The organism is Nostoc sp. PCC 7524, assembly GCF_000316645.1.
Taxonomy (GTDB): domain Bacteria; phylum Cyanobacteriota; class Cyanobacteriia; order Cyanobacteriales; family Nostocaceae; genus Trichormus.
The window spans coordinates 2,217,355-2,234,616 of sequence record NC_019684.1; the positions used below are offsets into that span (position 1 = coordinate 2,217,355).

Genomic DNA, 17,262 nt, shown 5'->3' on the forward strand with positions numbered 1-17,262 from the left:
GATTCCTTTTGTCGAACAGTTGTAAGTTGGATAGCAGATGGCGAGAGTAACCAGCACTCTCGCCACAAAAACTTAGAAGATAAAGTTATTCACGCTGGCTAGATCATTTTGGGATACACCCTGGACTGTGAGCAATGTGGTTGTTGCAGCACGACCTATAAAGCCATCAGGGTCAATCAATACAGTTCCACCAGCCGAATTTGTGCCAAAACGCAGATAACCTTGGGCAGTTGCAGTCTCATAGTTGAGGTGGCTGAGTCGTAAGCTTTGGAACAATTGAGTTAACACAATTGTGTCTGTACCAGGAACGAAATCAGTAATGGTATCACCTGCATCTCGGATACTGGTGTAAACAAACTGGTCTTTCCCTTCACCACCTGTGAGAATATCCGCACCTTGGAAGCCAGTGATGATGTTGTTGCCATTAGTACCAATTAAGGTGTCGCTACCAGATGTACCATTGATGATTGTGTCGTTGTCAGTAATGTTGACATTGACTGATGCGATCGCAATGCCATCATATTTAGCATCGCTACTAGCTGCGGTCATGGTTAAGGTGCTGCTATGGTTGCCTTCAAAGGCTTCATCATCCACGGCTGTCACAGTCACAGTCTGAGCTACATTCCAATTAGCAGCTGTAAAGGTGAGTGTATTGACATCGGTGCTGACTTGTGAGTCACCATTAATGGTAATGCTCACATCTGCCGTGGGTTGACTGGTCAGTACCACAGTGTAACTATCTGTTGCCCCGCCTTCTGTGACATTGGTGCTGCCATCCGATTCTGTGATGGTGACACTGGCAATATCGTTATCAACGATGGTGACGGTAGCAGTGGTAATATCACCCAATTCATAGCTGCTGCTAGCACCCAAGCTAATGCTCAAGGTTTCATTACCTTCTACTACTGCATCATCAATGATGGGGATAGTCACAATTTTGCTGGCTTCACCATCGGCGAATTCTACAATAATTGGGGTATTGTCGTAGTCAGCCGGAGCAGTAGCAGTACCATCCGCTAGGGTGAGGGTGGCGGTAAGTGTGCCGTTGCTGCTTGTACGAGTAATGGTAATACTGGTAACTGATGTACTGTCTTCATTGACACTGTATGCAGCTGCACTGAATGTCAGTGTCGCCATCTCTGCCAAACGTTGGTTGCCGAAGTCAATTCCTGTCACCACCTGACCAGAAGTGAGATTGATGGTATGTGTCAGTGATTGCGCTCCCAAAGTTGGTGTAGAACCGGGGCCTGTAGTACCAGAGCCTGTAGTACCAGACGTAGGAGCTTCAGGGCTTAAGGTGAGAATCTTCTCAGCCAAGGCCAGTACATTCACACGGGCGAAATTGATTCCGGTGTTGGTGACGTTATCATCTTCGTTATCACCATCATTGATCATTACACCAGTAGTTGCTAGTAATTCCCGGAACTCAGCAACGGTGATTTGACGACCCAACTGTTGCACCGCTAACTGTTGGGCTAAGGCAGCTACACCTGCAATGTAGGGTGCGGCTTGGCTAGTTCCTGTCAGGGTACTTGTACCACCGTTGGCGTTAGCACCAATGATGCGAGTGCCAGGAGCGAAGACATCGAGCAAGTCTGCGTCACGTTGGGAGAAACTGGCAATGCGATCAGCAGCTGTGGTGTAATCTTGAGCGCCATTACTGAAGTTCCAAATACCACCTAGGTTGTCACTCCAGACAGCACCTACTGCAATGGTATTGGGGTCAGCCGCAGGATATGCTACACCTTGCCAACTGTTAAATTCGTAGAAGCTATTACCTGCCGCAGCCGTGACAATGATGTTCATAGCTGCTAAAGCTGCCAGTTCATCCCCGATACCGTAGTAAGAGCCGGCTGTACTCCAGTTGCGGCCGTCGCCTAGAGACAAGTTAACGCTAGCAATGTTGTGGGTCTGGGCATTGGCTACCACCCACTGGAGAGATTTTTCTAAATCACTAAAGTAGCCACTGCCATTGTCTCGGAAGACTTTTAGGGCAATTAGGTTAACCCCTGGTGCTACCCCAGTGTAAGTATTGTCAGAGGAGCCAATGATACTAGCAACATGGGAGCCGTGACCGTTAAGATCACTAGCGTTGTTGTCGCGATCGCCGAAATCATGTTGGTAAACTATGCGGTCTGCTATGCCATTACCATCCAAATCTGGGCCGAAGAAGGGATGATTGAGGTCGATACCTGTGTCAATAGTCACCACAGCAAAGCCACTACCGTCAATGTCTGTAAACCGAGGATCGGCACGGAAGTTACTGAGGTTAATTAAGCTACTTACACTAGCCGTGGGGCTAGCGGATGTTGCGGTGGTAGTCACAGATGCACTAGGTGTATATAGTTCTGCATCGGAAGCCGATGTACTAATTGCCGCATTCGAGTTGCTAGTACCGGGGAAAGTTTGTTGCCAACCTGGTTGCATGACCTCGGCGACATTGTAAGTTCCCGGTTTGAGGTCAGTGAAGATATAGTTACCATTGGCATCGGTGACAGTGGAGATTTCACTGGTATCTAGTTGTCCGTTGCGGTTAGCATCCAGGTAAATAGTCCAGCCACTCAGACCTGGTTCTGTAGGATCTTTGACACCATCACCGTCTAGGTCGTGGAATTTTTGTCCTTGAATGGTAGCGAATTGATAAACCCCAGCATCTACTGTCAGATTATTATCTCTAGGATTCAAGGTTACAGTTAAGGATCTGCCACTGGTCGGGTCAGCATCACTATCTAAGGCGCTGTTGCTACCTTGGTTTTGGGGACTGAATAAGTAGCCTGTTCCTGGGACAAACTCAACGACATAATCACCAGGGTTCAGATCAGTAAAGCTGTAAATACCATTAGTGTCGGTGGTTGTAGTCGCAACTAGGGTATTGCTGCCGTCGTAGAGGTTGATGCTCACTCCAGCCAACCCTGGTTCATCTGCATCTCGTAAGCCATTGGCATTACTATCTACCCAAACTAAATCACCCAAACTAGCCAGTCCACCTGCAACACGGATGAGGGCATCAGCAGTGGTGGGTGGTGCTTCCACATTACCGGCATGATCAGCCGCCACTGAGTAGAAGCTATAGGTATTACCTAGTTCTCCTATGTAGGTAGCTTCCGTTAGGGTTGTATTAGTTAACCAAGGAGTAAAGGCACCAGCATTCACAGATACATAGATGGTGTAACCTGCTAATGCCGAGCCATTGGGGTCGTCACTACCAGACCAAGTGACTAAAAACTCTGGGCTGTCGCTGACTTCTGGTAAGGATGTCACACTGCTAGTAGGTACACCGACATCGATGGTATTGAAAATCGGTGGCGTATCGATGGGTGCTTCCGTATCGAAGACAATCCGCGCTTCTGCATCGATCACACTTCCGGTTGTGATGTCCCGCTTGGTACGGACACTGTAACTGACAAAGCCTTCACCCAGTCCATTTTCATCATTGATAGGTAAGAAACCTGTTTGAGCATCTAGGGGGGCTTCACCAGTTGTAGGATCAACGGTGGCGATGCGCCAAGTTGCCAAACCTGTGAGGACATCAATCGAGGCAGAAACATCTACGTAGAAGCCTTGGGTAGCCCGGAGATCAATACGGTTGCTGTAGAAGGAGCGATCGCCTGGTAAATCAAAGCGCAGGTCGCCCCAGCCAAAGTCATCTATCCGGAAGGTACGCCAATCTAAATCAGCGTCAAGATACTGAGTAATGATTACTTCCTGAGCAGGTGCAGAGGCTGTAGGTTCATTTTCAAAGCGGATGGTATAGGCTAGAGGATTTCTGGCATTAATCCAGCGTTCGTCTCCAAATCCTTCCGGCCCTAAAATATCGTTGGGGTCACTGGGACGACGGACTGGTGGATCATAGTTGTCATCATCATTATTATCGTCATCGTCGTCATCGCATTCTGGGTCGCCTTCTTCACAGTCACAGCATTCTTCTGGTGGTGAAGGTAGAGGAATTGATGAACCAAACAACTCGGAAAAGTCAGAGGAGTCGGAGAAGATGGAGATCGCATTCTGTGCTAATGCCTCATTAATGGAGTAGGTAAAATCAAGCGGTGTACTCCAAGCCACTCCATCAAATAATGAATATTTCAGTGATTGATTCGCCTGGACGACGTTGATACCTGCTTCATCGTCCTGTGTCCACATAATTATCGGTTGAGCGCCGAGGGCTGACACACTAGGCTGACCAGAGAAGAAACCACTGGCAATGGTGGCAGGTGCAGACCAAACATTGGTGTCGGCATCCCAGATAGTGGCGTAGAGTGTACTCTGGCGATCGTTATGATCATGTAGCCAGGAAGCAACTAGATTACCGTCCGTATCTTTACCGAGAGCTAGTGAACGATCTGCACCAGTCAATGTGAACAGTGGACTAGCACTCGACCAAGTGGTGGTAGTAGCGTCATAGACTGAGAATACTAAGTCTCCACCGACAATAAAGCTATTGCGAATCTCTTCTTGAGAGTTATTCTCGTTCAGTCCACTCACATCTTGAGAACTCCAGACAGCTAGACCATCGCCATCACCATCGAAGGCCAGCACTAAATCAGAGTTGGCTAGACCTGCACTACCAGCGATTACACTTGGTGCTAACCATTGCCCGGTTGCTGCGTTTAACTGACTGATGACGACACCATCTTGATTAGTCCAACCCGCATAGAGGATACCGTTGTTATCCTTAGTTAATACTGGTGTACCTTCTTCGTACAGATTGGCTGTCAGTGCTGAGGCATTGTCATCGCTGTAATCATTGAGTGTGCCTGTGTCTACATCCGTTGAGATAGAGAAAATCAGTGTCTCGTCGTAGAAAGTCTGTTCACTGAAGCCAAAGAGGTCGCTAGGCATGAAGCCATCAACGGATTGACCGCCTAGGTCTTGACCCGGCCAAGTACCAGTCCAGTCAATAAAGCGTTTTCTACCAAATACTGTAGCCTCAGCACGCAATAGAACTGATACAGAGAAGAAAGGATCAGCAGGGCCAAGACCGTTGGCATCGGCTTTGAAATTAAAGTTGCCTAGGACGCGACCTGTTACCTTCACCTCACCAAGTATGGGGATACTCACCTTACCTTCGACGTTGGCTCCCAAAGAACCACGGAAAGAACCTTCTACTCGGCTAGGCCAAGATGGAAAGTCAGAGCCAGCGTCCCAAATTAGGTTAGCTCCACCAGCTAGTTCTATGCGTGGCCCAATTTTGATGCCAGCAAATGGCCCTAGTCTGTAGTCGGTTAGTGGTATGTTTAAACCACCAGCTACGACACCACGTATGCGAGCATTCTGGAATTCGTATTCGCAATCATCATTGGTTGTCCAGCGAGCTTGTCCACCAACTTCACCTGTAAGTTCGCCATTATCACCAACCTTAAATCTTAGTTGGCCGTTCGCACCTAGAATCAGGGTACAGTCAATTTGTCCTACTAAGTCTGCACGGAACTGAGCTTCATAAGTGCCACTGATGAAAGGCACCCAACTGGGTATCGTTATCCTACCTAGATCCTGGGCGTAGCGAACTCGATGAATTCCTAGTGCTTCTAGTTCTGCGTCACTATATTGTAGAGCATTGGCCACTGTCGTCAGAATTGTGACATTGCTCAATGGGTCTAGAAATTCAGGATTTTCAACGGTAATCCCACCATAGTAAAGGTCAGCATCGTCTTCAATGGAGAAATCCTGTCTCTGCCAGATGAACAAGGGAGTACCGTTGTCTGTAATTTCTAAATCAAATGCACCATCATACAGGCTGTTGTTGGTTAGTTGAATTGGTGCTGTCCATTGATATCCACCACCAGCTGTAGCTTGACCAATAGCATAATAAATCTCGGATTCGTTACCTTCCCCAGAACTCCATGTGGCAATTAATCCCTCACTCGTACCATTAATTAAGTTGGGATTAATGAGCAACTTGACATCACTGCCGAAAGCTTGGGATAGGGGCTGGGCTTCAAAGCCACTGCCGTTATTGACGGCGTGCCACAACTGTCCTTCACGGGTCCATAATAGGTGTAGGTTGCCGGCACTATCTCTAGCTAAGGAAGGTGTTGATTCTTGGATAATAGGTGGTGCGGCTGTTGGTATATCGGCGTACAGTGTTCCCGCACTCACTACGGATGTATCAGTAATTGTAAATGTTGGCCGGACTGAATCTGGAATACTGTCTCGGTTGTTGTCGAAAACGTAGGGGGCGGTGGGGATAATTTCATACTGCCCATTGGTCAAGTAGGAGAATTGGAACTGTCCTTGGTCGTTGGTGGTGGTAATGCCTGCCAGTTCCATACCGCCATCAATCAGGCGATAGGCCGCAATTTCTGTATTAGCGATCGCGCTATTATTACTAGCGTTACGCAGTTCACCAGCTAGTGTGGCGGTGGCAAAGAAGTTGGCGTTTTCGCTGTAGGCACGTGCAAAAAGTTCTCGCACATCATAAATTGGTTGGCCTGTGCCAGATAGTTGCTCAGATAAATCATTCAGCAAGTTGGCATATTGTCCATAGGTTTGTACCCTAGGAGCAATGTCTGCAATAAAACTATTCCACTGAGCATCTGTGAGTCCGGCGGGGCGGATAGAAGCTTCAAAGCTATTCAGGTCAATTGAGGTGCTGTTTTCAACGGAGTAAGTGCTGATACTGAAGTTAACCTCATTAGTGGCACTGTTGAAGTACACGGGAATACTATTGGTATCTCCCGGTCGCAGAATGTTTAGGGGTCCATCGAAACTCACACCCAAAAGATGCAATGGCGCACCTGCACCCAGATTATTTAGTTCTAACCCTAGTGGCGTATTGGTAGCACTCTGGACTATTAACAGTGGAGCTTTGGTATCACTATCACCAGCGTTGCCGTAGTCCACATTGAAGAGGTAGTTGCGGTTGGGGCGAACTTCCTGTTGTCCGTTTAAACTGCTGGACAGTCTAAAGCCAGTTCCTGCCTCTACTGTGACAACATCCTCTAATCTGGCACTAGCATCAAATCCTTGAATAGCACGGACATCGTAAAGTCCCACATCTTGGTTGAACAGGTCAAAGGTGGCAAAAGCTTGAGTGGAATTGGCTAAATAAACTTGCCCAGCTGCAATAACATCACCATCAGGACTAATTAGTTGGAAGATGGTATCTTCAGTAAACCTAGCACCCAGAATGCTCAGGGTAGCACTGCCCGAATTACCTATGCGGTTGGTGGATACATCTAATATCGAGAGGGGTACGTCTTCGGCTACAATTGTGTACTCTGCGGGGCTGGTGGCTTGAGCGCCATACGCTAGAACATAATAGGTTCCGTCTTGGGTGATGGGTAATAAAATTTCCGGATCAGCCGTGAATGGTTCTATCCCTGTCACGTCAAATTCACCCCGGCTCGGCATTGCACCCTGACGGACATAGAGTTCGTTGAAGCTTTGATTATTCTGACTATCTAAGCGCAGGCGAATTGTTTGACCTGCTGTAGCGTTAAAGCGGTAGTAAATTGACTGTCCTTGGCGGAGGGTAGCAGTATCAGCAACATCAATAATCAGTTGTTCGGCATCAATGCTAACTTGATTGGTAGAAACACCTGTGTTATTAGCTTCATTAATTTCAGGAACTTGGTTGCGGATATCGCTACGGACGATCGCATAATAATTTCCTGGTGTGACTCCCGGTAGGTTAGCAGTGATTGTCCCACTGTAACTATTACCACTAGCGATAGTTCCAGAACGCAGCACTTGTCCCACTAAGGCATCGCCAATATCCCACTGATTATCGGCAGAAATGTACACGGCATCATACCAACTGCCCAGGGCGGCATCTGTCCCTTGATTTTGAACTGTGTAATTAATGGTGATTGGTTGTCCGGGTACGGCATTGGTTGGCACAACAATGTCAGTTACTACTAAGTCTGATGGGGGTGGGAGAATTACCTCCATTGAGAAACCATCATAGTTAGTGTTATTGTTTTCACCGTTGCGTTCGTAAATTGCATTACCACCATCGGTGACAGCGAAGACATAGAATAGTCCGGCTAACCCTCTGGGGAGATTAAATGCTTGGGTGGTGGTGTAAGATTCTCCTGCGCCAAGGGCTGTCCGGTTTTGAAAACCGAGGTAAATATCACTGTTGCGGTCAAATACTTGGTCGCGGGAGAGGTAGAAGGCATCGTACCAAGTGCCTGTGGTGACTGCACCATTATTTGTTACTGTCCAAGTCAGGCTGAAGGGTTGACCAGCGATCGCCTGTTCTGGTGCGTCTACTGCATCTACCACTAAATCAGGCACGGGACTGAGGCTGACGGCTACGGTACTGTCACTGGCTTGGTCATTATTATTTTCTAATGCCCCTTCAGTTACTAAATTATTTCTATCTGTACGTACAATTACGTAGTAGCTACCATTCAGATCAATGGGCAAATTAAAGTTAGCAGTAGCAGTGTACTCTACGGTTGGTTCTAATGCTCCTGAACGGTAGAAAGAACCAAGTTTGATATCACTGGCACTGATATTAGGATCAACAGACAGGTAAACGTCATCGTACCAGAAATTACTATTAGTGCGACCAGTTCCTAAATTCTGTACTGTCCAACTGATGGTAAGGGGAGTTCCTGATGAGACAGTGGCAGGTACGTTAATTTGAGTAACTTGTAAATCTGGGGTTTGGCGGCTAATGGTGACTGGAATGGCAACGGAAGCATTATTATTTTCGTTGCTGGCTTCATAGACTGTGTTCCCCGCATCGGTGACTACAAACAGTTGATAGTTACCTTCTAAGGCAAAAGGCAGGTTAACAAATTCTTCCCGGCTGTAAGAGTTTCCAGGGTTTAAGATACCTGTACGGTTAAAGTTAGCCAGGACGACATCATCTGCATTGCCTAGCACACCGTCAGTAGAAGCAATAATCCGGTCTGTCCAAGAGGTGACGATGGTATCGCCTGTGCCTTGGTTGCTCACGCTCCACTGGACGCGCAAAGATTTACCAGCTTCTCCGGTGGTGGGGACTGTGGTAGTATTTACCACTAAATCGGCGGGACTCGCAGTAATTTGAACTTGGTTGTTGCTGCGACGGGTATTGTTAGCGTTGTCTAGTTCAAAAACTTGATCACTGCTATCTGTGGTGACAAACAGATAGTAATTTCCAGCTAAGGTATTGCTGAGGGTAAAGTTGACTGTGCGTTCATACCCTTGGTCTGGGTTTAAAGCACCAAAGCGGGTGACATTACCTAAGCGGATATCTGTTGTGGGATCGAATTGATTATCTAGGGAAAGATAGAAGGTGTCTTGCCAAGAGAAGTTGGGGGTTTCCGAAGCACCATAGTTGGTGACACCGTAGTTAATTGTGATATTGCTACCAGCACGCGCCGTATTGGGAATTGTGACAAAATCAACTTCTAAGTCTGGTGGTGGGGTGAGGGTGATAACCGTCGCCGTTGTATCGTAGTTAACGTTGTTATTTTCAAAGATATTTTCGTAGACTTGGTTACGGCTATCAGTCCGGACAAAGAAGTAGTAATTTCCGCTAACACCTATGGGTAAGTTAACTGTGGTGCTGGCGGTGTAACTTTCACCAGAGTTCAGCGCACCATTGCGGAAAATTTCCGCCAGAGAGCGATCGCCACTATCCAAAATTTCATCTTCAGACATGAAGATGCGATCGTACCAAGCTGTTTCTAGGGTGCGTCCTGGGCCTTCATTGGTGACAGTCCAACTCAGATTCATCGGTTGCCCAGAAAATGTCATGGCGGGTGCATTGACATTTGTCACCTGTAAGTCTGGCGGCGGGGTTAAGTTAATTCTGGTTGGGCCACCAACGCCGAAGTTATCTCCCTCATTGCTGAGTTCATTAACGTTGTTTCTGGAGTCTGTTTTGACTAGGAAGTAATAATTACTGTCAATGCCTCTGGGTAAGGTGACACTCAAGCTATTGGTGTAACTTTCTCCCGAATTCAGATAACTGGAGTTAGCCGCTTCACCTAAGAAAACATCAGTATCATCAAAGGTAGTATCAAGTGATAGATAAACGGCATCGTACCAAATGGGCGCACTGGTTGCTCCATTCCCGGTATTGGTGACTTGCCACGACACCACAGTTTGCTGACTGGAAAAGGCTGTGGTGGGTGTTGTGACACTGCTAATTTGCAGGTTAGGAATGGGGGCTAGGCGGATGGTGATGGGGCGATCGCCAATGGTGGTATTGTTAGCTTCGTTGGGTGTACCTTCGGGAATGTTGTTGTTATTGTCTGTACGTACAACAACTCGGAAGTTACCAGCCAGTTCGAGAGGCACGTTGTATGACTGGGTTCTATTGATGGATGCACCGGCTGCTAAGGTACCAGTAAAGCTGAAATTGCCCACGTTCCGCACGAATGCACCTGTATCAGCATTGACCAGATAAACATAATCTGTCCATGTGCCACCGGTTGCCGCTTGTCCTTGGTTGGTGACAGTCCAAGATATCTCCAGGGGTTGTCCTGACACGGATTCGACGGGGGCAGTAATGCTACTGACTACTAAATCTGGAGCATTGATACTGAGGGGAACAAAGCGGAGATTGTTAGTTTCATCACTTTCTCGTTGGATGCGATCGCTATCTGTGACAATCAGTAAATTATACGCGCCTGGTGTCAGGGTGCTGCCTGGGGTGAAGTTACGAGAAATTGTGTAACTACTAGCTGCATCTAGGGGAGTTTGACTAGCAATGGTTTCTGTCAGCAATAAGATGTCAGAATCATCGAGAATATCATCTACAGATAGGTAAACGCGATCGCTCCAATCCTCGCTAGCTACACCAACACCTTGGTTAGTCACAGTCCAGGAGATACTACCAGTCTGACCCAAAATCAAACTTGCGGGGGCAGTAGCATCACTAATGACTAAATCAGGCAGTGGTGGCAATGTTAACTCAATGGCAGCAGCCCTGACGTTATTCGTTTCCACTGATTCCAGCTGGTTGCCCAAGGCATCTGCTTGTACCAGGATGTAATAACTACCAGCCGTAGAATTATCATCAAAGGGCAGATTTATAGATGTGGTGCGTGAAATATTGCCACTGGGGAATAGTGTGGTTTCCCCTGTAGGTAAGCTACTGAGTAATAAATCATCGCCACTGAGGGTAGCATCACTGGAAAGATAAATCCGGTCTGTCCAGCCGCCTGTGGTTTCTCGTAAGCCATTATTGGCTATTACCCAAGAAATATCCAAACTGCTACCAAACTCAGCCGGATTAGCACCGGGAGTCACAGATGTCACAGTTAAATCTGGGCGTTCTAGTTCTTCAATGACATCCTCAAAGTTTCTATCATCCAGACTGGTGTAGTAGACAAAGGTGGCAGCTTCTCCAGGTAACAGTGTTCCGACATCAAAGGTGAGAGTAATGGCTTGGTCGTCACGAATCGTTTGACCTCTGGTGGCTGGTGTGTCGTAGGCTAGAGGAGCATAGGGGTTAGTGTTTGTAAAGCCAAAGGTAGAGGCGACTGCCCTTGGGTCGTTGGAATAGAAAAAGATGGGGGCGCGTGACCCAGTTCTTTGGAATACCGGATCAGAATCAGATGTGGTACGCGCTTCCACAATTGCCCGGCCATCTTCTGCAATCGTTGCCTGTACGATGTTATCAGTGGTAAAACTGCCACCCAAATCTACAGTGTTATCTGGATCGACAGATCGCATATAACGCACACTATTCAAGGTTTGGGCAGAGATATTAGTCAGGGTGACAATGTTGCGGAAATATTTGTCATCAACCCTAAACCCAATTTGCTGAGTAATTCCCAAGGTATTGTTATAGCTACCTGTACTGACGGCTGATAACTGATCACTTGTGGATGTATTTGTGACACTGTTACTAATTTGGGTTGAGCCAGTACGTGCGGCGTTAGAGGCTGTAAATGTCGAGCCACCTGCCTGATAACCTATCACCCAGCGTTCTTCAGGACTACCAGGTAGGAAGTAATCAAATCGCAAATCCTGACCATTGAGGAAACCATCGAAATCGGCACTCATGCCAATTTGAGAACGGGCATTAGTACCGTAAAAGTTGCTGGGTTTTGTTGCATTTGTGCCGAAAGAACCCCAGCGACTCAGACCTAATTCAATGTAGTTACCACCTAAGAATACGTCCCCACTAACCGTGGCACTCCGCGCTCCTGGTAAAGCACCTGCTATCGTCACCGGCAGGCTAAAGACGTTATTATTCTCGTTAGTTTCACCTTGGTTGCTAGTAGCATCAGCTACAAATAAGAGATAGCGATCGCCTGTATCTGTTAATGGGACTGTCACATTTGTCGCGGACAGTGTATAGCTATCTCCTACTGCTAGAGGTGTACTAGCGGCAGCAGATTGAGATGTCAGTAAAGTGTCTGAACTATCGAAGGTTGTATCATTGGACAGGTAAACTCGGTCAAACCAATCACTGGGAGCCGGAGAATTACCAATATTGCTGACAGTCCAAGATAAATCAGTCGTTCCACCTAAAGTTAAACTAGCAGGAGCTGTAGCGGCTGTAACCACTAAATCCGGCGCACCTAGTTCAATTGCAACTGCCCGGACATTGTTGGTTTCATCGGTTTCGCTTTGAGCATTGTTACCATCAGCGACAAACAACAGGTAACGGTTGCCCAGTGTTGTATTTGGTAAGGTGATGGTGCGGGTAATGTTGTAGCTGCCGTCTGCTGCTAGTGGTGTTTGGCTGGTGATAGATTGGCTAACAATAAAGGTGTCTGAACCGTCAAAAGTCTCATCATCGGAAATATAAATTCTGTCCTGCCAATCCCTGAATGCAGTGACTGCCCCTTGGTTTCTTACTGTCCAAGATACGGAAATTATTTCACCCACAACACCTGATGCGGGGGCTGTAGCTGTAGATACTACTAAATCCGGCGCACTCAGTTCAATTGCAACTGCCTGGACATTGTTGGTTTCATCGGTTTCGCCTTGAGCATTGTTACCATCAGCAACAAACAACAGGTAACGGTTGCCCAGTGTTGTATTTGGCAGAGTAATGTCTTGCGTAATGCTGTAACTAGCATCGGCTGCTAGTGGTGTTTGGCTGGTGATAGAACGGCTAGTAATAAAGATGTCTGAACCGTCAAAAGTCTCATCATCGGAAATATAAATTCTGTCCTGCCAATCCCTTGATGCGGTGACTGTACCTTGGTTGGTGACTGTCCAAGATACGGAAATTATCTCACCCACAACACCTGATGCGGGGGCTGTAGCGGCTGTAACCACTAAATCCGGCGCACCTAGTTCAATTGCAACTGCCCGGACATTGTTGGTTTCATCGGTTTCGCTTTGAGCATTGTTACCATCAGCGACAAACAACAGGTAACGGTTGCCCAGTGTTGTATTTGGTAAGGTGATGGTGCGGGTAATGTTGTAGCTGCCGTCTGCTGCTAGTGGTGTTTGGCTGGTGATAGATTGGCTAACAATAAAGGTGTCTGAACCGTCAAAAGTCTCATCATCGGAAATATAAATTCTGTCCTGCCAATCCCTGAATGCAGTGACTGCCCCTTGGTTTCTTACTGTCCAAGATACGGAAATTATTTCACCCACAACACCTGATGCGGGGGCTGTAGCTGTAGATACTACTAAATCCGGCGCACTCAGTTCAATTGCAACTGCCTGGACATTGTTGGTTTCATCGGTTTCGCCTTGAGCATTGTTACCATCAGCAACAAACAACAGGTAACGATTGCCCAGTGTTGTATTTGGCAGAGTAATGTCTTGCGTAATGCTGTAACTAGCATCGGCTGCTAGTGGTGTTTGGCTAGTGATAGATTGGCTAGTAATAAAGGTGTCTGAACCGTCGAGAGTCTCATCATCGGAAATATAAATTCTGTCCTGCCAATCTCTAGATGCGGTAACTGTACCTTGGTTTCTTACTGTCCAAGATACGGAAATTATTTCACCCACAACACCTGATGGTGGGGCTGTGGCAGCAGATACAATTAAATCTGGGGCTGCAATATCAATTGCCTGGGCAAAGACATTATCAGTTTCGTGGCTTTCCCCTTGATATTCCCAGCGATCTGTGGCAAATAATAAATACCCACTACCTAATGCTTCACTAGGCAAGAAAACACTTTGTTCAACTGTGTAGTTTTCTGCGGGATTTAGGGGAAGGCTAGCATAATCACTAGACCAGATATTGGTGATATATACATCGTCATCATCCCCCAAAATGTCATTGCGAGAGAAATAAATGTAGTCATACCAACTATTGTCAATGCTAGTTGGGGCTGCTCCTTGGTTGGTCACTACCCAAGTTAAGTCAATGCTTTGTCCGGTGATGGCTGTTGTGGGTGCAGTCACACTGGTGATGACTAAATTTGGTGCAGTAATGTTAATGGCTTGGGCAACGACGTTATTTGTTTCGTCTGCTTCTTCTTGGTCGTCGTAGACATCGGTAACAAATAGCAGATAGCGAAGCCCACCTGTTGTATATTCTGGAATGTAAATATCCTGGTTAAGTGTGTAACTAGACCCTGGCTCTAAGGGTATATACTCTCCTGACCAGTTATATTCTACATAGGTATCGTTATCATCAAATATTTGATCATCGGAAATGTAAATCTCATCATACCAAGAGTTTATTGCCGACCCTAAACCCTGATTAGTGATTGTCCAAGATACAGAAATTGTCTCACCCAAGGCGGCCGTATCAGCTGCTGTGACTTCCCCAACAATTAAGTCGGGTAGGTTGTTATTGATAATTTGGATAGGGGCGGAAAACTCAGAGGTATTACCTAGGGCATCGGTAGCGGTGGCTGTGATGTAATATTCTTCTGGGAGCATCACAGGTAAGGTAACACTGAAGCTAGCATTACCACTTTCATCAGTAGTCACAACTAGGGAAGTCAGTAAGTTTTCTCCTTCTCCATTGCCACTGATATCTATGCTGCTGTTAGAAAAGATTTCGATGCGATAGGTACTACTGGGCAGGCTGTTGAGTTCACCTGCAATTAGTGTGTTTTCCCCTTCTAAAGTAGCGGAGATGATTACCGGATAGTTTTGCAGCGCATTTGCTCCACCATCACTATCACCTTCGTCATTGGTGGTAACACCATCATTTCCTAAATCAATGCCTAATCCACCATTGTCATAAATATTGTTACCAAAAATAGCGTTATTAGTAGCATCGCTCTCACCAGCCACAATTGCTATGCCATCATTGGTGTTATTGCTAATCACATTCTCTGTAATTAGGTTATTGCTAGCACCATCACTAATTTGCACCCCAGCATCATTATTCTGGATGAGATTATTTAAGATTTGGTTGCCAGTGGCTGTTAGTGCAGAGATGCTGATACCTATATTATTGTTGTTGGCGATCGCATTGCTTTCAGTTACAGTTGCCCCACCAATCAAATTAAGCGCACTGGTAATGTAAATTCCTCCTCCACCATCCCCAATGATGTTGCCTTGAATGGTATTATTACCACCACCAGTGAGGCGCATACCCCAGCCACTAAAACCATAAATAGCTAAACCCCGAATGGTACTATTCCCGGCGGTAATATTTAATCCCACAGCATCGGCTCCGGCTGCACTACCATTCAAGACAATGACGGGGCTACCTTGGTAGGTGGGCTGGCTGGTAGCGTCTAAAAAAACTGCCTCGGTAATCTCTGGCAGTTGGGATGATACATTAATTGTCTGAGGTTCAATTCCAGGAATGTTGAATAAAATCGTATCCGTACCAACATTGGTGTTGGCTTGTTCTATTGCCCAGCGTAGTGAACCTTCTCCACTATCATCAGTATTTGTTACTGTATAGGTTGTGCCAACATTAGGACTAGCAGCAATGGCAAAGCGAGCAAAACCTTTTCCTGGACTGCGAATACCTTCTTGATTTAGTGGACTAACGTTATCTGGGTCATTGGCTGTTAAGGTGTCCCCTTGAGTAACGTACAAATACCCGTTTAAATATACGGCAGAACTACCTTTGCCGATATTAAACGGAGTGTTTGGCAGCGTTTCTAACCAACCATTAGGCAAGATGCGGGCAAAGTTACCGTTATTGATGATGCCACGACCTTCATTAAAAGGCCAGCCATCTGTGCTAGTTTCTCCCCTGATGAGGTAGAGAGAATCATTGGCTATGGTAACGGAATTGCCCCAAAGGCTGGTTCCTGGGTATGCTTGAGTGCTGCCTGTATTCCACCCCAAGTTATCTGCTAAAGAGGTGATCACAATAGTTTCTTGGGCTATGGGATTAGTACCATCAGGAGTGGAAGTTAAAAATGAACCATCAGGATAATTGGTATCATTATGACTCCACATCACCAACTGATCGCCACTGAGGTGATATAGGCGATCGCTGCTGGTATCATATTCCCAATCTCCACCCCTAGGAAAGTGCGCCCCGCTAAAGTTCCAACTGGGTGTTAATAATGTATGAGTTCCACCATCGGCGATGTCGTCTGTTCTGGCAAAGTTGTAATCACCACCGCCTGTATGATGTAGAATCACAGGCTGACCATCGACATCTAACCCGACAATACCCGCATTCGCATCAATCAGTGGATTATCTGCGCTGGTTTTCTCCCAAACCGATTGCCAAGTTCCCTCAACACCACTGGTTAAGTCATAACTATACAATGCTCTAATATTTGGGCCACTGCGAAATTGATAGTAATAAAGCTTACTTCCAACGACAAAAAGCGGGTTAACTAAATTCCCAGAAGAAAAGGCATCACCATCCACTCCTGTGAGATTTAATGTAGGTAGTGATTCCCAGCTATCAGTGTCGGGATTATAACGCCCAAAACGCACTGAACCATTAGTTATAACTAGTGCATCGAGTCTTAGTGCATCGAGTCTTTCTTCTGGATCATCAATTAAATCTCCATCTAAATCTATGTAATCATCATCACTATCAGCACTGAAGTCTGCTGCATATATATAAACTCCGTCGGTGGCTAATCCACCACCTGCACTGACACCATAGGTAAATGGTACAGGTGTTAAATTCTGCCAAGTTTCATGACTAACTGTGTGCATAACTGTAATTCAGTATATTTAGGGTAAAGTTTTGAGTGCGATCGCTGGCAATTTCCATTTCATCTGTGACTCGTCATCTTTACTTTTGAAGACTTCTAAAATTGAATAAGTTGGCTAAAGCAGGATGAGGCATTGGAATCACTTTAGAAATGAAGTTTGATGGATACGATATTTTTTTAAGTAAAACTACTGAAAAAATATAGAAGTAATGTTAATTTTTGATTAATTAGTAATTATTAAATAATTAACCTTTTAAAAATGAGATGAAAGCATGACTAAAGAACGTCCAGTCTGATTTGATGTGGAACA

1 protein-coding gene is annotated in these 17,262 nt (G+C 46.2%); it reads right to left on the reverse strand.

Annotation, left to right across the window (positions count from 1 at the left end; translation table 11 throughout):
• Nucleotides 1–72 precede the first annotated feature (72 nt).
• Nucleotides 73–16,953: a CARDB domain-containing protein gene (locus tag NOS7524_RS29315; RefSeq protein ID WP_015138135.1), complete on the reverse strand. Its 16,881-nt coding sequence runs from the start codon at nucleotides 16,951–16,953 to the stop codon at nucleotides 73–75.
• Nucleotides 16,954–17,262 lie beyond the last annotated feature (309 nt).

What these genes read in the sequence shown, in the direction of transcription:
- NOS7524_RS29315 (WP_015138135.1), bottom strand. Translation starts at nt 16,953, where the DNA reads ATGCACACAGTTAGTCATGAAACTTGGCAGAATTTAACACCTGTACCA.